The organism is Sutcliffiella rhizosphaerae (assembly GCF_917563925.1).
Lineage (GTDB): Bacteria > Bacillota > Bacilli > Bacillales > Bacillaceae_I > Sutcliffiella_A > Sutcliffiella_A rhizosphaerae.
On record NZ_CAKJTJ010000026.1, the window covers coordinates 35624 to 55670 of the forward strand.

20 protein-coding genes are annotated in these 20047 nt (G+C 39.1%); 15 read left to right on the top strand and 5 right to left on the bottom strand.

Annotated elements, in window-relative coordinates:
- A complete protein-coding gene (locus LRP81_RS17660; RefSeq protein ID WP_230503562.1) occupies positions 1–525 on the top strand; it encodes a hypothetical protein in 525 nt (174 codons plus the stop codon).
- Between the two features lie 46 nt (positions 526–571).
- On the opposite strand, the gene LRP81_RS17665 is transcribed toward LRP81_RS17660, so the two are convergent.
- The 4 genes from LRP81_RS17665 to LRP81_RS17680 form a co-directional block, all read right to left on the bottom strand.
- Positions 572–1096 carry a hypothetical protein gene (locus LRP81_RS17665; RefSeq protein WP_230503564.1) on the bottom strand — a complete coding sequence of 175 codons (525 nt, stop codon included), beginning with the start codon at positions 1094–1096 and terminating at the stop codon, positions 572–574.
- A gap of 39 nt (positions 1097–1135) precedes the next feature.
- On the bottom strand, positions 1136–1666 hold the full coding sequence (locus LRP81_RS17670; protein WP_230503567.1) for an AAA family ATPase: 531 nt from the start codon (positions 1664–1666) through the stop codon (positions 1136–1138).
- A 132-nt stretch (positions 1667–1798) separates the two neighbouring features.
- On the bottom strand, positions 1799–2341 hold the full coding sequence (locus LRP81_RS17675; RefSeq protein ID WP_230503569.1) for an HAD-IIIA family hydrolase: 543 nt from the start codon (positions 2339–2341) through the stop codon (positions 1799–1801).
- A 32-nt stretch (positions 2342–2373) separates the two neighbouring features.
- On the bottom strand, positions 2374–2769 hold the full coding sequence (locus LRP81_RS17680; RefSeq protein ID WP_230503571.1) for an NUDIX hydrolase: 396 nt from the start codon (positions 2767–2769) through the stop codon (positions 2374–2376).
- Positions 2770–2919: 150 nt separating this feature from the next.
- Between LRP81_RS17680 and LRP81_RS17685 the strand changes: the two genes are divergently transcribed.
- Positions 2920–3399, top strand: coding sequence for a GNAT family N-acetyltransferase (locus LRP81_RS17685; RefSeq protein WP_230503573.1), 480 nt, complete (start codon positions 2920–2922; stop codon positions 3397–3399).
- A gap of 327 nt (positions 3400–3726) precedes the next feature.
- Here LRP81_RS17685 and LRP81_RS17690 read toward each other — a convergent pair whose 3' ends face one another.
- Positions 3727–4566, bottom strand: coding sequence for a polysaccharide deacetylase family protein (locus LRP81_RS17690; protein WP_230503575.1), 840 nt, complete (start codon positions 4564–4566; stop codon positions 3727–3729).
- A 180-nt stretch (positions 4567–4746) separates the two neighbouring features.
- On the opposite strand from LRP81_RS17690, the gene LRP81_RS17695 reads away from it, so the two are divergent.
- From LRP81_RS17695 to LRP81_RS17755, 13 genes are all read left to right on the top strand, one after another.
- Positions 4747–5982: a hemolysin family protein gene (locus LRP81_RS17695; RefSeq protein ID WP_230503577.1), complete on the top strand. Its 1236-nt coding sequence runs from the start codon at positions 4747–4749 to the stop codon at positions 5980–5982.
- A 204-nt stretch (positions 5983–6186) separates the two neighbouring features.
- Complete coding sequence (locus tag LRP81_RS17700; RefSeq protein WP_230503579.1) at positions 6187–7218, top strand: serine hydrolase domain-containing protein; 1032 nt, start codon at positions 6187–6189, stop codon at positions 7216–7218.
- Positions 7219–7295: 77 nt separating this feature from the next.
- Positions 7296–8042 carry a methionine ABC transporter ATP-binding protein gene (locus LRP81_RS17705; protein ID WP_230503582.1) on the top strand — a complete coding sequence of 249 codons (747 nt, stop codon included), beginning with the start codon at positions 7296–7298 and terminating at the stop codon, positions 8040–8042.
- Complete coding sequence (locus LRP81_RS17710) at positions 8035–8697, top strand: methionine ABC transporter permease (protein ID WP_230503583.1); 663 nt, start codon at positions 8035–8037, stop codon at positions 8695–8697. Before LRP81_RS17705 ends, LRP81_RS17710 begins: the two co-directional genes overlap by 8 nt.
- Positions 8698–8718: 21 nt before the next feature.
- Positions 8719–9540 carry a MetQ/NlpA family ABC transporter substrate-binding protein gene (locus LRP81_RS17715; protein ID WP_230503585.1) on the top strand — a complete coding sequence of 274 codons (822 nt, stop codon included), beginning with the start codon at positions 8719–8721 and terminating at the stop codon, positions 9538–9540.
- Between the two features lie 161 nt (positions 9541–9701).
- A complete protein-coding gene (locus tag LRP81_RS17720; RefSeq protein WP_230503608.1) occupies positions 9702–11468 on the top strand; it encodes a sensor histidine kinase in 1767 nt (588 codons plus the stop codon).
- Positions 11443–12177, top strand: a complete 735-nt coding sequence (locus LRP81_RS17725) for a LytR/AlgR family response regulator transcription factor (protein WP_230503587.1) — start codon at positions 11443–11445, stop codon at positions 12175–12177. Before LRP81_RS17720 ends, LRP81_RS17725 begins: the two co-directional genes overlap by 26 nt.
- A 141-nt stretch (positions 12178–12318) precedes the next feature.
- Positions 12319–14124, top strand: a complete 1806-nt coding sequence (gene cstA / locus LRP81_RS17730) for a carbon starvation CstA family protein (RefSeq protein ID WP_230503589.1) — start codon at positions 12319–12321, stop codon at positions 14122–14124.
- 171 nt (positions 14125–14295) lie between these two features.
- Positions 14296–15888: an ATP-binding protein gene (locus LRP81_RS17735; protein ID WP_230503591.1), complete on the top strand. Its 1593-nt coding sequence runs from the start codon at positions 14296–14298 to the stop codon at positions 15886–15888.
- Positions 15885–16562, top strand: coding sequence for a response regulator (locus tag LRP81_RS17740; protein WP_230503593.1), 678 nt, complete (start codon positions 15885–15887; stop codon positions 16560–16562). The genes LRP81_RS17735 and LRP81_RS17740 overlap by 4 nt, the downstream gene beginning before the upstream one ends.
- A gap of 221 nt (positions 16563–16783) precedes the next feature.
- Positions 16784–17731: a tripartite tricarboxylate transporter substrate binding protein gene (locus LRP81_RS17745; RefSeq protein ID WP_230503610.1), complete on the top strand. Its 948-nt coding sequence runs from the start codon at positions 16784–16786 to the stop codon at positions 17729–17731.
- 12 nt (positions 17732–17743) lie between these two features.
- Positions 17744–18202, top strand: coding sequence for a tripartite tricarboxylate transporter TctB family protein (locus tag LRP81_RS17750; RefSeq protein WP_230503596.1), 459 nt, complete (start codon positions 17744–17746; stop codon positions 18200–18202).
- Positions 18203–18222: 20 nt separating this feature from the next.
- Positions 18223–19725 carry a tripartite tricarboxylate transporter permease gene (locus LRP81_RS17755; RefSeq protein WP_230503598.1) on the top strand — a complete coding sequence of 501 codons (1503 nt, stop codon included), beginning with the start codon at positions 18223–18225 and terminating at the stop codon, positions 19723–19725.
- The last annotated feature ends 322 nt before the right edge of the window (positions 19726–20047 follow it).

The window sequence follows — 20047 nt, forward strand, 5'->3', positions numbered from 1 at the left end:
ATGAGTGCTTATAAGAAAGTCATGAAGCAGATTCATGCTTCCGAAGAGTTCAAAAGCAAAATGCAAAATGAAATGATGGCATATAACAAAAAAGAAAAGAGGGTCTTCATGAAAAATATCAAATTAATGGTTGGAAGCTTAGTAGCATGTGCGGTAATTGCAGTAGTAGTTCTCGCCAATATCAATACAAATAATAATAGTGAAGCAATAAATTTAACAGATAGAATTGTAGTTGACAACAACGCTCCAGCAGCAAGCGTCATGCTTAATATTGAAGGATACATCACAGAAGTTGGCGAAGATGGACTAAGCTTCACATTAGATAACGGCATGAAAGTAGTCATAACAGACAATACAAAATTAGGAATTGATGGCCCAACTGCACCAGCTAAAGATGAGCAGCTATTCGAACCGACATTCAGAGTAGGTAACCTAATCGGTGGTTACACGGAAGATCCTTCTGCAGACATTGTTACCGCAGAAGTAATTTTTACAAACTGGAACTTTGAGGATCCTATTCGATAATAAATAGAGGGAGCTAGCTCGTCTTTGTGAGCTAGGTCTTTTTTATTTAAATAGGAACAGTATACAAAATCCCCCCGTTTTTATCATAAACCTCTATTTCCGTTAGTTCATCTAGATCGATTTCCACTATTTGCAGAAATGTCATTATGTAAAAATCATCACGAGCATTTATTTCAATTTCCATGCTTTTCCCACTACTTAACATTAATTTAATTGATCTTACTTTCTCAGGGGTTGTGTGAAATACTATACCGATATAATTGTTGTAATCGCCTTTTAAAGCTAAAGCAGTAGCATTTTCCTCATTAATTGTTTTTTCTATATTTCTTTCTGTATCAGTTGAGAACTCCATTATTCCAATCTTGTCTTCATCTCGTACCTTATATAAGGAATAGATGTATTCTTCTGTAGGCCGCAAATCGTAAACAAAAAATTTTTCCTGAATGGAATTTTCATATTGTGTTAATAAGGCAATCTCATCTTCTGTCGTTAAATTATTCAGTGCTACTGCACCAAAAGTAATGAACAGGATAAGAACAGACAAAATTATGACAAAAGCTTTGGTGTTCATTCTATCAACCCCCTCATTTTGAAAAAATTAGAGAAATGCTCATCTCGTACTCATGTATGTAAGAATCCATTCTTTTATCTGACTTGCAACATCTGTTACATTTGTTTCCGTAGTATCAATTGTTTGCAAAGATGGAGAAAACTCTTTATCAGCAATTTCCAATAATTTTTGTGCAAAATTTTTGTAATCCTGAATCATGTTTTCCGGCCAATCTCTTTCACGTAAACGAGTTTCACGCACTTCCTCACTACAATGTAAATTTAGATAATACACATGATTAAAGTACGAATAATCTAAAGCCTTCTCCACATCCCATGGCATGGCAGTTCCACAAATGATTGTCATCCGACCACTTTCCGCAACATTACGCGCTACACGAAGCCAAACATTTAATATTTGAGTTTGATCTGTAATGCCACATTCACGAAGGTTATCTATATCAAAAATATCAAAGTCGGGTAACACCTTACGTAATTCAGGAATTACGTAGGTTTTACCTGACCCACTAGAACCTGTTACGATGAATAATGGTAGTTTCTTTTCCATTTTCTTGCTTAATTCATTATGCATATTACGTTCCTCTACTCTCTTACAGAATATATACTATGATTAATAGGTATTGCATATTGTTTCTTTTACGCTTAACTTAGATCAAATATGAATAATCACTCCTTCAAAAACTTCGATGTAAATTTTTATATTCTATTCTTTTTTATCAATGATCCACTTCACAGCCTCTAATATGTTGTCAGCTATAAAATCAGGCTCTACATTTGCCCATTTGTGCCTGTATGGTCCGAGAGAACTTTTCCCCCAGCCAGTCAGTACTAGTATCTTGACCGCTCCTACCGAATGGGCAGCTACCATATCAGTTTCTCCAACATCACCAATAAAGACGGTTTTCGTTAAGTCTAAGTTATGTTTTTGAGCAGCTTTATGAAGTAAACCGGGGTTTGGTTTATGACAGTCACACCCATGGGTATGACTATGTGGGCAAATAAATATATCGTCAAACCCATATGATTCAAATTCATTAGTAAAATCACTTAAGGTTGCCTCGCCTCTACTAATTCGATGTTGGTTTGAACAGGCAAACATTTTAATATTAGTATCCTTTAATAACTGAAATGCTGTTTTGCTAAAAGAATATGGAGTAAAATCTTTTGGATGAATAAAGTGTCCTGTACCACCAATAGTTCCGTCACGATCAATAAAAACCGCTTGTATGTCTATTTTTCTTTCCAAAATAAACTCCACCACCTATCGGTTTTGTGTTTTTAAATGAATAAATCAAGAACCTTATTAGCAACCTCTTTCGGTCTAACATCAATACTAGATAAATTTTTTATATCTACCCATAATGGTAAATACATACCTCTATCGTTGTTTTCGACTGTATATTCTTCCCCTTGCCCAGTTCCAAAAGTTCCAGAAATAATTTCAGCTAGGAAAAAGTATTGAGTACCGTTGAATTCTATTTCAGAAATGCACTTGTTAACTTTTACGACTACTCCTAGTTCCTCAAAGGCTTCTCTTCTTGCTCCATCTTCTGGTGTTTCTCCATTTTCTATTCCACCACCAGGAAACACATAGTAAACGGAACCAGCTCTAACCCGTTTGATTAAACCGATATTATTATTTTCAATAATTACAACAGAACTTCTATTTCTCAAAAGATATCTCCTTCTTAAACTGAAATATTCATTAACAATTATTTCAAATTTTTAACTTCTTTACAATTATTACTCCCAGAAGTTGGACTTGTTTTAACAGGATTTTTAAGCCCCTTGTGGAATAAATACTATATAGAAAGGAGCATCAAAATGGATTACGAAATTATTAAGGCAAAAATAGATGATCAAGAAACAATGCAACATTTATTCCAATTCTACATTTATGATTTTTCTGAGTTTATAGAGGTACATGTGGAGGAAAACGGAAGATATAGTGACTATCCTTATTTGAGTAACTATTGGACAGAGGATGATAGGTACCCGTATTTAATTAAATTCAATGGAAATATCGCAGGTTTTGTATTAGTAAGATGGTTGGAAGAAGAAAGGAAATCACACTTTTCCATTGCTGAGTTTTTTATTATGAGAAAGTACCGAAGAACAGGATTGGGTAAACTCGTAGCAAAAGACATAATCCGTTCACATAAGGGAGAATGGGAAGTTTTCCAAATAGAAAAAAATAAACCAGCTCAGTTATTTTGGCGAAATGTAATAGCGGACTTTACAGGCGGCCAATATACCGAGCGGGTTGGAGATGGAAAGAAAGTCATTCAAGCGTTTATCAGTTAAAACATTTTTACATTCTTATAGGTCGATTGATGCCATCAGGAAGACATTTTTGAGTATCACCGGGTGGCTCTTATGTCTTCATAAGGGAATGAAGGCAATTTTGCAGCCCTTGTGGTCAGCTTTATGTCTTCATAAGGGAGTTGAAGACATTTTTAAGGTTCATCTGGTTGTCCTTTTGTCCTCACCACTTAAAGGATGCCCTTTTTCGATAATTCCTTTGCCAAATTTGGTCTTATTCGCTATATAAAGCCCTTCACCAAAAAGAACTTACCATATAGTCATTTGTGCAAGATCAAACAAATCGCACAAATGACTAAGCAAATAACCCTATTTCGCAAATGGAACATTTAACAGCTCTGGAATGGTGACAAACTCATAGCCTTGCTCTTTTAGGGTAGGGATTATTTGATGAAGTGCTTCAATGGTATTGGTTCGGTCTCCGTCCCAATCTGCACCGTCATGCAAGAGAATGTTTGCTCCTGGTTGAACGTTATCTAACACATTTGACGCGATAACCTCTGGGGAGTCTTCCTGCCAATCCAAGGAATCGACCGTCCATCCAATCACTAAATATTGCATCTCTGCAAGTTTTTCGACTAATTCATTATATAAGAAGCCGTATGGGGGTCTGAATAAACGTGTTCGGAAACCAATAATATTATTTAAGGCATCTTCTGTTCTGGTTACTTCTCGCTCAAGTGATTCCAGGTCAGAATCAGCGACAAGATTCGGGTGAAAATAAGTATGATTTCCAATTGCATGTCCTTCATTTTGAATTCTCTTGACAATTTCAGGGTAGGCAACTGCCCTTGAACCTAATAAGAAAAATGTTCCTGGCACATTGTATTGGTTGAGCACGTCTAGAACTTCATTAGTAAAGCGCGGATCCGGTCCATCATCAAACGTTAAAGCAACTCGTTTTTGATCTGTAGGACCACCTAAAAAGAAAGTTTCGGGATAGCGTTGTTGTAAGATTCTCATATCAACAGGTTGCTGGCGAACTCGCTCGCGGTTTTCAGGACCTCCTCTCAGGTCAGGAAAATCTTTTTTCGGAACATTCCCCCATTGCCCATCATTAGCGAGTGCATCTACCACATGGGCATTTGCCAGTTGAAAGTTACACAATAGACCCACAATTAACGTCCACTTTACTAGTTGACCTTTCATTAGTTCACCTCCAATTTATGCAGTCTTTTTGAAAATATTGATAACCCGTAATTACAGTTTTTTACTAAAAGTAAATTGTTATACAAGTGTCTCCGCTTTATGTAATCACTTTTCTCTGTTATGTTTGAATTAAATGAGGGAATAATTTAGGAAAACGATCGATAAAAGCAGGTGAAAAGGTTGACCATATTAATCATTTCTATCCTTTTATTGTTTGTCGCTTCCAGCTACTTCTCTGGTAGTGAAACTGCGTTAACGGCAACAAATGAAATGAAGCTACAAATGAAAGCGGCAAATGGAGATAAAAAGGCAGCACGTTTATTAAAGCTTGTAAACAATACGGAAGAGTTTATTCCAGGTATATTGATCGCCAACAATGTACCAAACATTGTGCTTCCTTCAATGGTAACGATTGTGGCACTTGAATATGGCTGGCATATCGGGATAACGACAGCAGTCTTAACCGTATTAATTATTGTTTTTGCGGAAGTGATGCCTAAGTCGATTGCGGCTGCATTTCCGGAACGAATAGCCCATATCGTTTATTTTCCAACTGTGGTCATTCTATTTATATTGAAGCCATTCATTTTCTTGTTAAATCTGTTAACAAGAACTGTCATAAAACTTTTAGGACAAGACCTAAATAATCAGTTAACGATATCTAAGGCAGAAATGAGAGCTATGGTGGACATTGCTCATACGGAAGGTACTTTCAAGCATGATGAGATGTATCGCTTAAAATCCGTATTAGATTTCAAAAATTTGAATGTAGCCGATGTATTAAAGACGCACCGAACAGAGATGAAATCAATCTCGATTGATACGTCATTTGAGGATGCACGCAAGTTTTTATTAGCAAATCAGTTCACGCGCTACCCTATTTATGACGGGGACGTAGATCATATAGTGGGTGTATTTCACTCGAAATTTATGTTGGTTTGGTCTGGAAACGTGGAGAAAAGTATTCAAGACTTTACTGATATGAACCCATTGTATGTATATGAATTTAATCCAATTGATGAAGTATTTAAACGAATGATGAAAGAAAAGAAGCATATTGCCATAGTATTAGATGAGCGTGGGGGAACGGAAGGATTAATTACCCTGGAGGACTTAATTGAAACGATGATTGGACAAGATATTGAGGATGAAACGGATAAAGGGGATGCATTAATTCATAGCTATACCGATACAAAAATCATTTGTGATGCAAAGCTTTCCTTACATCGATTAAACAATGTATTTCAAACAAATATTCCCGAAGATGCTGATAATGTGGCAGCCCTTGTTATCAATAGTTTTAGCTACTTACCAAATGTCGGGGAAACCTTCGTCTATGAAAACCTTGAATTTAAAGTGCTTGAAGTCAATGAACGAAGAGTTAATCGTGTGGAAATTAAGAAATTGGCGGATTAAATATACATAAATGAATACCAGCCCGAATCCGAATGGGGGACATTAGGCCATTTTCATGATGAAGATTATTTTTAAAGGAAAAACGACACGTTTGCCGTGATAGTCATGAATAAACAGCGTCGTTTCTTAGTATTTTCTATATAAAGGAACTGCCAAATGCCACTTTCTGGACAGTTCCGACTTTTCGTAAGAAGGGGTGCTGTGATGAACACGGAAAAAATAGAAAAAATCTTTCAACAAACAGTTAAAAATAAGTATATCTATGAGTGTGTGTTATACATGGAAAATGGAGATGGTGATTTTTCTTATGAAAAAGGCTACGGTGGAAAAGATATTGATTCACCGTTATTAATGGCAAGTATTACAAAGCTTTTCACAACTTCATGTGTGTTGGCCTTAGTTGAGCAAGGTAAGATCTCTCTTCAAGATAAAATCTCCAAATATTTCACTCCGACTGTTATTGACAATCTTCATGTTTATAAAGGAAAAGACTATTCTACTACATTGACAATCTCTCATTTATTAAAACAAACTAGTGGGCTGCCGGATATCTTTGAAGAAAAGAAAGGGAATTTGAAAAACCAGGTGATTAAAGACGATATTTCTATTAGTTTTGAGGAAAATATCGAAAAGACTAAAGGGTTATCAACACATTTTTCACCAGACCTTAAAAGGAAAGCCTATTATGCGGATATAAATTTCGACCTTCTTGGGGAAATCTTAGAGAAGTTGACAAATCAACGTCTAGGAGAGGTTTTCGAGACATTTATTTTTGAACCTCTGGAGCTTCAGAAAACATATCTTGTTGAAAAAGAAGCAGATTTTGTTCCTGATATATTCTATAAAGCACAGCGCATCTGCCGGCCCAATTATCTTCGAAGCTGCCGTGCTAGTGGAGGAGCAATGTCAACAGCACGTGAATTAATGATTTTTCTAAAAGCTTTTTTTGGAGGGAAATTGTTTCCTTCAAATTATATAAATAAAACAGAATTCTCTCGCTTACAGGCTTCCATGTATCCAATAAAATATGGTATGGGATATATGCACATTCCTTTACAGGGAATTTCCACTCTTTATATGGGGAAAGGAGAACTAATGGGACATTCAGGGTCTACGGGCTCTTTTGCTTTCTATTATCCTTTAAAAGATTTGTACATGGTCGGAGATGTAAATCAGATTTCCGCACCTTCTTTACCTATAAGAATGGTTATGCGTTTAGCGATGAATTCCCATTAATGACATATCTATAAAAAATAAGCTATAATAAGTAACGTTGTGATCACCTTTTCACTTTAGAGGAAGGGGATTTTTTTATGATTAAATTAAATAGCGTAAGCAAAAGGTTCGAGCAATTTGAGGCGATAAATAATGTTTCTCTTTCCATACCAAAGGGCGAGATTTATGGCATTATTGGGGCTAGTGGTGCCGGGAAGTCGACCTTGTTGCGGTTAATAAATTTGTTGGAGGTCCCGGATACTGGAGAGGTGGAGGTAAATGGGCAGGTATTAACAAGCCTGAGTAATAAAGAGCTTCTGCAAGCGAGGAAATCCATTGGGATGATTTTTCAGCATTTTAATCTTGTAGCGAATAAAACGGTGTATGAGAATGTGGTCATTTCCTTAAAATTAGCAGGTTATCCGCATAAAGGACGTAGGAGTAGAGCGGAGGAGTGCCTGGAGTTTGTGGGCTTGAAGCATTTCGTTGATAAATACCCCGCGCAATTAAGCGGTGGCCAAAAGCAACGGGTTGCAATAGCAAGAGCATTGGCGAATAACCCACAAGTCCTGTTATGTGACGAGCCTACCTCTTCCCTTGATCCTAATACTACAACGGAAATTCTTAGTGTGCTGAAGGATATTAACAAGCGCTTCGGGGTAACGGTTGTCCTTGTTAGTCATGAGATGGAAGTAATTAAGAGTATTTGTACACATGTTACCGTGATGGATCATGGACAAGTGTATAAGACATTAGTGACAAAACCAACAGGAATTGCAATAGTGGATAATACCCCGAATTACTTTATCAATCAGCTTGTGAAGGATGGGGAGCTTGATGCCTGAAGTACTCATTCAATATGAAGCTGCTATTTGGCAGGCGATTGGTGAAACGTTCATCATGGTCGGAGCTGCTATTCTTGCAGCGGTTTTAGTAGGTTTGCCTGTCGGAACGTTTCTTTTCCTCTGCCGAAAAGGTCAGCTGATGGAAAACAGATTGGTATTTTCCAGCCTAAATTTACTTGTCAACATTACCCGTTCCTTTCCGTTTTTGTTATTAGTCGTATTTTTAATCCCATTTACTAGATGGATAGTCGGGACAGCTATTGGAACGGCCGCTGCAACGATTCCATTAGCTATCATTGCGATTGCTCATTACTCACGCCTTGTAGAGCAGTCCTTGTTGGATGTGCCAAAGGGAGTAATAGAAGCAGCTGTTTCGATGGGAGCTTCTGTGAAAGAAGTAATCTTCCATTTTCTTTATGTGGAGGCCCGCTCGAGCCTTGTGCTTGGGTTAACGACATCCATCATCAGCTTTATTTCCTATTCCACTATCATGGGAGTGGTAGGTGGCGGTGGTATTGGAGATTTTGCGATTCGCTATGGGTACCAGCAATTTAAAACAGATTTAATGATGTATATGATTATTATTATGGTTATACTTGTACAACTGATTCAGTTTACAGGAATGACGATAGCTAGAATGATTGATAAAAGGTAAGTAACACCAGGAGGATATGGCATGAAAAAGCTTGTTTTATTAGTAACTTTAGTGATGGTTGTGTTGGCTGCTTGTAGTCAAAAGAAAGAAGAGCAGAAACCTGCAGAAACAACTGCGAATGAAGAAGTAAGCATAAAGGTGGCATCCCTTATTCCACCGATGACAGAAATACTAGAGCTCATTCAACCTACTTTGGAAGAGCAAGGAATTAACATGGAAGTCGTGGTGTTAGGTGACAATGTTCAACCTAATAATGCGCTTGCAAATGAGGAAGTGGATGCAAACTTCTTTCAGCATGTTCCTTATATGGAAGAATACAACCGTTCCAATGATTCTAATCTAGTTCCGGTTACACCAATCTATTTTGCTAACTATGGTGTCTATGCAAAAGACTTTTCATCTATGGATGAGCTACCTGAAGGAGCTGTGGTGGCGATCGCCAATGATGTATCGAATATTGATCGCTCATTGAAGCTGTTAGATCAACATGGGGTCATCACATTAGGGGAAAAAACAGATACGTATTTTACACAGGCTGACATAAAAGAGAACCCTAAAAACTACGAATTTAAAGAAGTGGACCTTTTAATGCTAGCTAGAATGTATGATGATGCTGATGCAGTTGTGATGACACCTGCTTATGCTGCGCCACTTGGCTTAACACCAAAAAGTGATGCGCTTTTAACTGAAGGAACAGACAATGACTTTGCCATCACATTAGTAGCACGTGAAGACAATGTGGACACAGAAGCGATCCAAAAGCTTGCAGAAGCAATGACAAGTGATGAAGTTAGAAAATTCTTAGAAGAAAACTTTGATGAAACAGCGATACCTGCATTCTAAGGACCTCATAAGCTCCCTATAGTAGACAGCTAAGCTATCTATTTAGGGGGCTTTTTTATTTATTTTCCAATATTTCCTCTCTGAATAAACTTAATCTTTTGATAAAATAAGTTAATACTAGTACTGGAGAGGGGGGCTTCACCTTGGAACTACTCCCACTGATGGTGGAACGCGCAGGTATTTTAATCGTACTTGCTTTCTTGCTTTCAAGATTAAATTTATTTCGACAGATGGTTGACTACACACATAATCTTCGAGAAAAGTTCCTTCTTATCGGAATCTTTGGTGTCTTTGGCATAGTAAGTAACTATACAGGAATCACCATCCATGAAGGAGTTATTTCTTCCCAAGCATGGCAAGTAGGACTGGCTGAGGAAAGTGCCATTGCCAATACGAGGATTATGGGCGTTACCATTGGGGGACTTTTAGGTGGTCCTCTCGTAGGAATAGGTGTTGGTTTAATTGCTGGATTGCATCGGATGACATTAGGCGGGTTTACAGCCATAGCTTGTGGCATTTCAACCATTTTAGCTGGTGTCATTACAGGATTAGTAGGTAAGAAATATAATATTAGGAAGCGTTTTTCAAGAGGGACTGCAGTAATGATAGGGGTACTAATGGAAATAGCCCAAATGGCGGTAATTTTGCTTGTTGCAAGGCCATATGATGCAGCATTTGGCTTGGTCCAAATCATTGCTGGCCCGATGATCATCATTAATGGTTTGGGGACGCTAGTTTTTATTCTTCTTATCCAGAGTATCTTATCCGAAGAAGAGAAGACCCGTACCCTCCAAACGCATAAAGCTCTTTATATCGCTGATCAGACAATGCCATTTTTCCGTCAAGGATTAAATAGAGAATCCTGTAAGAAGGTCGCTGAGATCATGTTGAAGTGGACGAAGGCAGAAGCAGTGGCGATCACTAATGGAGAAAAGGTGTTAACACATGTTGGAGTCGCAGAGGACCACCATATTGCAGGTGCAACACTTTCCACAGAACTGACAAGGCGAGTGCTAGAACATCGGAAGATTATGAAAGCAACCTCCCGTGAGGATATTCATTGTGATTATGAAAATTGTCCACTTCAGGCTGCTGTGGTGCTACCATTGAATGCGCACCATCAAACTGTTGGAACATTGAAGCTGTATTACACAAACCCAAGGCTTCTCGACCCGTTAGAACAAGAGCTTGCAGAGGGATTAAGTAAGCTTTTTTCAACACAATTGGAGTTGGCGGAAGCAGAATTGCAGGGCAAGCTATTAAAAGATGCGGAGATTAAGGCGTTGCAAGCGCAAATTCACCCTCATTTTCTTTTTAATGCTATCAATACCATTTCTGCGTTGATTCGGACGGATACGGATCAAGCAAGAAAACTATTATTAAAGCTAAGTACATTTTTTCGCAGCAATCTACAAGGGGCTCGCCAAATCCTTATCCCGTTGGAAAAGGAGCTCGAGCATGTGGAAGCTTATCTATCGATTGAACAAGCCCGCTTTCCGAGTAAATATGTTTTAAATTTGGAGATAGAGCCGGAATTAAAAAAGGTCTTGATTCCTCCGTTTACGCTACAACCACTCGTAGAAAATGCCATAAAACATGCTTTTTCAAAGCCGGACTTCCTAGGAGAGGGGATTGTCACCATTCATGCTTTTTCAGAAGGTGATCGGATGAATGTGGTGACAGAGGATAACGGTAGAGGGATACATTCTGAGCTATTAATGAAATTAGGTCAAGAAACAGTGGAATCAAAAGAAGGTACAGGAACTGCACTGTGGAATATAAAAAAGCGGATGGACGAAATTTATGGACAGCCTGATGCTTTCCGAATGGAAAGTAGACCAGGGCAGGGGACAAAAGTCTCTATCACGGTTCCAGTGAATCAATTGCAATGGGGGGATACGTATGCTGAGAGTTATGGTCGTGGATGATGAACCTTTAGCAAGGGACGAGCTTATTTATTTATTAAAACGAACAAAACAAATAGAAATCGTTGGAGAGGCAGATTGTCTCGATAATGCGATAAGTGCTCTTGATAATACCGAAGTGGATGTCATGTTTATTGATATTCAGCTCGCAGACCAAACTGGGCTTGATTTAGCTAGGAAGATAAACGAAAAGGAAAATGCTCCTAAAATTGTCTTTGCGACCGCTTATGATCATTACGCACTGGAAGCATTTAATTTAAACGCAGTAGATTATCTTCTTAAGCCTTTTGAAGAGGAGCGGGTTGTACAGACGATTGATAAATTACTTTTAACAAGGGAAAAGAGTCGTCTAGTAGACCAAGTTCGTTCCAATATATCGATTCGTCCTGATAAACTTGCCATCAATGTCGAGGACCGCATTGTGATGGTTGCTATCGAGGACATATTCTATTTATTTACGAGCAACGGCCTAACTATGATGGTAACGAAGGAAGCTACGTATAAACTGAGTGAACCGTTAGTCTTCTTCGAGCGAAAGCTGCAAAGCAACAGTTTCCTCCGTGTCCATCGTGCATACCTCGTTAATGTAAATTGTATTATGGAAATTGAACCTTGGTTTAATTCTACCTACAATTTGTACATGAGAGATGGGGAAAAAGTTCCTGTAAGTCGTACGTATGTAAAATTGTTAAAAGATGTAATTGGTTTATGATTGAGGAAAGTGTAATGTAACTGAATCTTCAAAATTTGTGAGTCAACCCCAAGTTTGTACGTGTTATCATGAAAACCTTTTGAAAGGGCTTTCATTTGATAGGATAGAAAGCAAACAATAGTAGGGGAGGTCAACAAAGAAATGAATGCGATTACAATAGTAATTGGTTCCATGTGTTTCTTAATGATAGCTTACCGTTTATATGGAACATTCATGGCAGTAAAAGTAATGAGGTTAAAAGCGCTTGAAGAAAAGAAAAAAACACCAGCGCATGAACTGAATGATGGAAAAGACTACGTCCCAACGAACAAATGGGTATCATTCGGTCACCACTTTGCAGCAATTGCGGCAGCTGGCCCGTTAGTTGGTCCGATATTAGCAGCTCAGTTTGGTTATTTACCAGGTTTATTATGGCTGTTAATTGGTGCGGTAATTGGGGGAGCGGTTCACGATGCGGTTGTCCTTTTTGCATCCATGCGTAAAAAAGGAAAGTCACTTTCAGAGGTAGCAAAAGAAGAGCTAGGACCGGTCGCCGGTTTCTGTACAGGACTTGCGATGCTTTTCATCATTACCATCACAATGGCGGGACTTTCCATGGTTGTGCTACATGCATTAGAAAGAAACCCATGGGGAACATTTGCAGTTGGAATCACCATCCCAATTGCGATGGGGGTAGGACTTTTTTATAAAAAGACAGGAAATCTTCGTTTAGCTACAACAGTTGGTTTTGCCTTACTAATGGTAGGGGTATTTATTGGCCCTTCTATCCAAGGAACAGCACTAGGTGATTTCTTAACAATTGATACAAAGACTCTTGCTATTATTCTACCTATTTATGCCTTTTTCGCAGCAGCCTTACCAGTTTGGTTATTACTTGCACCTCGTGATTACTTGAGTAGTTTTATGAAAATCGGGGTTTTCATCGCACTAATTCTTGGGGTGTTCATCATTAACCCAACGGTACAAATGCCTGCTTTAACAGAATTTATCCATGGTGGCGGTCCAATTATTGCAGGACCAGTTTGGCCATTCATTTCCATTACCATCGCTTGTGGAGCTATTTCCGGATTCCATGCCTTTGTTGGCTCCGGTACAACTCCAAAAATGTTGAACAGATGGCAAGATATCAAAGTAGTTGGTTTTGGCGGAATGCTAGTAGAATGTTTAGTTGCTATCATGGCTCTAATCGCAGCAATCTCGCTTCACCCTGGAGACTACTTTGCAATTAACTCCACTCCTGCTGTTTTTGAAACATTAGGAATGTCGGTAGTACACTTACCAGAACTTAGTCAGCAAATCGGACTTGATTTAGAAGGAAGAACAGGTGGAGCGGTATCACTTGCGGTAGGTATGACCTATATCTTCACAAGTATCCCTTGGTTCTCCGACATGGCATCGTACTTCTTCCAGTTTGTTATCATGTTCGAAGCAGTATTTATCTTAACAGCAATTGATGCTGGTACACGTGTTGCTCGTTATTTAATCCAAGACTTCTTTGGTGAATTCTATAAACCACTTAAAAAGGTCGATTGGCTACCAGGAAACATATTTGCGAGTGCCCTAGCATGCTTTGCCTGGGGTTACCTACTCTACTCCGGTGATATTGGTTCGGTATGGGCGCTGTTCGGAGTTTCCAACCAATTAATGGCTTCAATCGGGCTAATTATTGGAGCCACCGTTATTTTGAAAGTCGCAACAAAACGACGCTATATGCTAACATGTCTCATTCCACTATCCTATCTATTTGTCACAGTTAATGCAGCAGGATATTGGATGATCACAAATGTCTACCTAAATCCAGAGGCTGCAGGCTATAGCGTCGTAAATGGTACACTATCCATTATCATGCTAACGCTTGGTATCGTTATCGTCGTAACAGCGATTAGAAAATGGATTGAAATTTGGAACACTCCAAGCATGAGAGTTGATAACATTTTGTCGGCGTAAATCTATAACTTATAAACTTTAAATGGAAAGCAGGGCGGAAAACGATAAGTTTTCCTCGTCCTGTTTTTTTTATTGTTTTACATTGCTCATTTAGCGGTCTTCGATAAGAATTCTCTAATAGCCTACCAACTTGTCATGTAACTAGTTATACTGATAGAAGGGGGAATGTAGATGAAAGCTCGTTGGCCGTTGGAACGGAAATTTATGTTCCTTGTTTGTATATTAATATCAATGATTATGTGCATGGTAACTGGTGTATATATTTATTTTGAACAAAAGCAGGCACGAGAACTAGTGGGTCAGCAAGCGCTAACGACAGCCATTGCGGTCTCTGAAATACCTGAAGTGAGGCGAATACTTGCTACAAATGAAAGCGCTGCAGAATTGCAACCTTTTATTGAGCGGATTCGCGAGCAATCTGGAGCAGAATTTATTGTAATTGGTGATAGAGAAGAAATAAGATATACACATCCTCAGCCAGAAAAAATAGGACAAACCATGGTTGGTGGAGACAATGAGGATGCTTTAATTCATGGCAAAAGCTATGTTTCGTTGGCAGAGGGATCACTTGGCAGCTCTGTTCGAGGAAAAACTCCAATCTTTGATGAGAATGGAGAAATAGTTGGAGTCGTTTCGGTAGGATTTATGATTACCTATGTAGATTCCTATTTTATGCAAGGTTTAATAGGCGTTTTAATGTGGCTTAGCTTTATCTTTATTATTGGTGTGTTTGGTAGCTTCATGCTTGCCAAAAGTATTCGGAAAGATACATTTGGACTAGAGCCACATCAAATAGGACGAATGTATAAAGAACGAGGGGCCATTTTAGAGTCTATCAATGAAGGTTTAATAGCCACTGATCAAGATGGGAATGTGACACTAGTAAATCAATCCGCAAAAGAGATTCTTGGAATCGGGTTAGATGGACTAGGAAAGCCCATTAAAGAAATATTACCGCAATCTGAAATTGCGCATGTCCTTTCATCTAAACAGGTAACGGGTTCCTATGAAACAATCTTTAAAAAGAAACATTTAATAGTAAATTATGAAACAATCGATGATGGAGGCAGTTACGCTGGAAAAGTAGCTAGTTTTAAGGATCGTTCTGGACTGCAAGAATTGATTAACACACTATCAGAAGTACAGCAGTATTCACAAGGGTTACGTGCTCAAACACATGAATATACGAATAAACTGTATGCTATCTCAGGTTGGATACAACTAGGTCATACCGAGAAAGCGAAGCAATTTATTCATGAGGAAATCGGACAACAACGATCGTTTGAAAACCTTTTATTTGAACAAATTTCCGACCCAACGATTCAGGCTGTATTAATTGGAAAGCTATCAAAGGCATCAGAAAAGAAAATCTCTTTTTCCATAAATGAAGAAAGTGTCATAAACTTTGAATGGCCAAAGACTGCTACGGCCCCTTTGGTCACCGTCATCGGAAATGTAATTGATAATGCGTTTGATGCTGTTTTAGGAAAACCTAATCCCGAAGTAGATATTTTTCTAACAGATGTCGCAGATGATTTAATTATTGAAGTGGCTGACAACGGAAGTGGTATAAGTCCAACAGATTTAGAGCAGATTTATGAGCAGGGATTTACGACAAAAGAAGGAAAACAGCGTGGCTTTGGGCTTGCGCTAGTCCAAGCCGCCTTAGTAGAGTTAGGTGGTTCCATAGAAATAACGGAAAATCAATCCAGTGGAACCGTCGTTAATTTGTATATACCGAAAATTAGGAGAGTAATAACATGAATGTTTTAGTTGCAGAGGATGATTACCGAGTAGCAGATATTCATTGCCAATACTTATTAGGTTTACAAGGTATCAACGATGTGAAGAGAGTTGCTACAGCAAAGGAAATGCTCTTGGAAGTAGAAAAATGGAAGCCAGATTTAGTGTTACTTGATGTGTATTTACCAGACGAACTTGGCGTTGATATGATCACTCAATTAAAAAAGATTTGCCCAACACTTCAAGTAATTTTAATCACCGCGGCAACAGATATGGAGATTTTAAGGAAAGCATATCAAGTTGGAATCGTCGATTATTTAGTCAAGCCAATCGCGCTGGAACGTCTCGCTGAAGCAGTCGAAAAGGCAGAAAAAAATCAACAAATCCTCCAATCCAACGATGAAATTACCCAGCGCTTGGCAGATAAGCTATTCAGATTGCAACCAACAAGACAAACTGGTGCTCAAGATCTACCAAAAGGAATCGATCAAATTACACTAGAAAAAGTAAAAGAGTTGTTACAAGAACAAGAAGAAGGTATTACAGCCGAAGCATTAGGGCAGCTTCTCGGCGCATCTCGTACAACATCTAGGAGATATTTAGAATATTTAATTTCTATAAAAGAAGCACGTGCCGAACTTGTGTATGGAATTGTCGGACGTCCAGAACGAAAATATTTATTGCCTAATAAATAAAAGCTTTCAAAAGGAGTAATTGACTCTTTTTTGGAAGCTTTTTTTTCATGAACAAAATGAACAAAACTTTCAGAATAATCTTAATGAACAGTAAAATGTAAACGGTTACAAATAGTGAAGGTGCAAGTAAAATGAGAAAAAACCAAAAGGAGGCGCTTTCATTGTCTAAGAGATTACTAGTTTCCGCTATTGTTGGACTTCTTCTACTTTCAGGCTGTTCCATGCCTGTTCAAACTGGTTCTATAAATGAATTCGGAGAGTGGGAGCCTGACCGTTCCATAGAGATTATCGCACCATCTGCAGCTGGTGGAGGTTGGGACACAACAGCAAGGATGTTAGCTCGTACCATTGATGAAGAAAACTTGGCTAATCGGGGATTTGGAGTAGTGAACAAGCCTGGTGGAGGCGGCGCTGTAGGCTGGGCTTATATTCATAAACGTAATGACCCACATAACCTTTTCATTAGTTCCCCACCAATCCATTTTGTGGCATTAAACGGACAGTCGCCATATGGCTATGACGACTTCACGCCAATCGCCAATCTAATTGCCGATTACGGTGCATTTGCCGTCAGAGCGGATGCTCGCTGGGATACATTGGACGAACTGTTTGAGGAAATGAGAGAAACTCCAGAAAGCGTTACGGTAGTAGGACATTCCTCTCCAGGAAGCATGGATCATATGCAATTCATCATGTTTGCAGATGCAGCTGGTGTCGATATAACTAAAATCCGCTATATCTCTGACCAAGAGGGTGGCGCCATGACAGCCGTATTAAACGGTAGTATTGACATAGTCTCCACGGGTGTATCAGATGCTGCAGAACAAGCACGTGCCGGAAAAATGAAAGTATTGGGCATTACGTCTCCTGAGCGTTTAACCGGTGATGAGTACCTAGAAACATTACCAACTGGACGTGAACAAGGAATCGATGCGGAATTTATCGTTTGGCGTGGCATATTTGGTCCACCAGATATGTCGGATGAACAACTGGCTTACTATGAAAATATTTTCAAAAATACATCAGAATCAGAGTCTTTTGAGAGAATCAGAAACATGTATGGTTGGGATGAAAGATTTATGGACAGCCAAGAATTCAAAGCTTTCTTGGATGAACAATCAGATGAACTAGAAGCCCTTTTAAACGAATTAGGGTTTATTAGAAACTAAGGGGGTGTTGTGATGGGATTAACAGTTAACAGAGGGCTAGCTCTCGTATTAATAACCTTATCGGTCGTCTATCTAATTATGGCATTTAATCTACCGGAATATGCCTTTGTCCCAGTAGATTCAGATTTAATACCGAAGCTTTTAGGATTCAGTTTATTAATTCTTTCCATCTGTTTTTTCTTTAGCAAAGATGTGGATACAGAAGAACAAAAAAAGAAACGTGTGATTAAGAAACAAGAGGCAGGCATGCTTCTTGGCGTAATGGCGTTAATTCTAGTTTATATTACTGTCTTAGAAGTAGTTGGATTTGTCATCATGACAGCAGCCTTTATTATTGTTTGTACGAGATTTCTAGGATATAAAAACTGGGTTGCCATTATACTGACTGCACTTATTTTCTCCGTAGGTGCTTACACACTGTTCAACTACGGATTGGCAATTCGACTGCCAGCAGGAATTCTACCATTTTAAAAGAAAGGATGTGAGACTACATGTTAGAAGGTATTGCACAAGGCTTTCAAGTAGCGTTTAGTTGGGAAGCTATTTTATTCGTTTTTATAGGTGTATTTTTAGGAACCATAATTGGGATGATTCCGGGGCTTGGACCGATTAGCGCCATTGCCATCATGATTCCAGTCACATACGGAATGGATCCAACCATCGCACTTGTTATGATGGCAGGGGTCTACTATGGTTCCATGTATGGAGGTTCCACCTCTTCCATTCTACTTAACGCTCCAGGTGTAGCAGGGACGGTGGCTGCTGCATTTGATGGCTATCCGATGGCCCAGCAAGGAAAAGCAGGAAAAGCATTAGCCATTTCGGCCATTTGTTCGTTCGTTGGTGGAACAGTCAGTGTTATTTTACTAATGATGTTCGCACCAGTGCTCGCAAGTGTTGCCATTATTTTCGGACCACCAGAATACTTTGCGCTGATGCTTCTTGGACTAACAGCAATCGCAAGCTTATCAGAAGGCTCAACGATAAAAGCCCTCATTTCAGCAGTCCTAGGCTTCATAATTGTAACCATTGGAATTGATTCCCAAACAGGTACAAGCCGTTTCACATTCGGCAGCGTCAATTTATTAGATGGAATTGACTTCTTAATCATTGCCCTTGGAGTTTTCGCAATCGCAGAAGTCTGCTTCCTCATCTTAAATAGAAAACAAAAGCTCTCTGGCTTAAACAATATTGGTAGCTTGAAATTGACCAAAGAAGACTTTAAGGAAATGAAAGGTCCGATGACAAGACAATCCTTCCTTGGATTCTTACTAGGAGTGTTACCAGGAGCCGGAGCAACCATATCTTCCTTCGTCGCCTACATTACAGAAAAGAAAATGGCAAAAAAACCTGAAGAGTTTGGAAAAGGTTCTATTAAAGGCTTGGCTGGTCCAGAAACCGCCAACAATGCCGCCACAAGCGGAGCCTTTGTCCCATTACTGAGTCTCGGAATTCCTGGATCAGGTACAACAGCTGTCATGCTTGGAGCCTTTCTTGTACTCGGCGTCCAACCAGGACCATTGCTAATGTCAGAAAACCCAACCGTTTTCTGGGGAATTATCGCAAGTATGTACATCGGAAATGTCTTTTTACTAATTTTGAACCTGCCATTAATTCCTTATTTCGTTAAGATTTTGAAAGTTCCACGTCCTTTATTAATATCCTTGGTCATTATCTCAAGTTTAGTGGGGGTATACGCAGTAAGCTTCAGTACCTTCGACCTCTACCTTCTTGTTGTATTTGGAATCTTAGGCTATTTTATGCGAATCTTTTCATTCCCAGCAGCTCCATTTATCCTTGCTTTCATTCTCGGAGGCATGATGGAGAATGCCCTCCGCCAGTCCTTAACGATTTCGGGCGGGTCATGGAATATATTCTTAACAAGCCCACTGGCGATGTCCCTTTTCGTACTCACGACTCTAGCGGTAGTTGTACCGGTATGGAGAGATCGTGTGCGTCGCCAGAAGAATCAACAGACACCGATAGATATGTAATGAGTAGGAACCCCTCATTTGGTTTTTGGGATGGGGGGTTTTTGAAATGAAGTGCCTAGAAAACAGCAAAGTGGAAAAATCGGGCACATAAAAGAGGAATAAGTGCCCGGAAAACAGCAAAGTGGAAAAATCAGGCACTTAAAAGAGGAATAAGTGCCTGGAAAACAGCAAAATGGAAAAACCGGGCACATAAAAGAGGAATAAGTGCCCGGAAAACAGCAAAATGGAAAAACCGGGCACATAAAAGAGGAATAAGTGCCCGGAAAACAGCAAAATGGAAAAACCGGGCACATAAAAGAGGAATAAGTGCCCGGAAAACAGC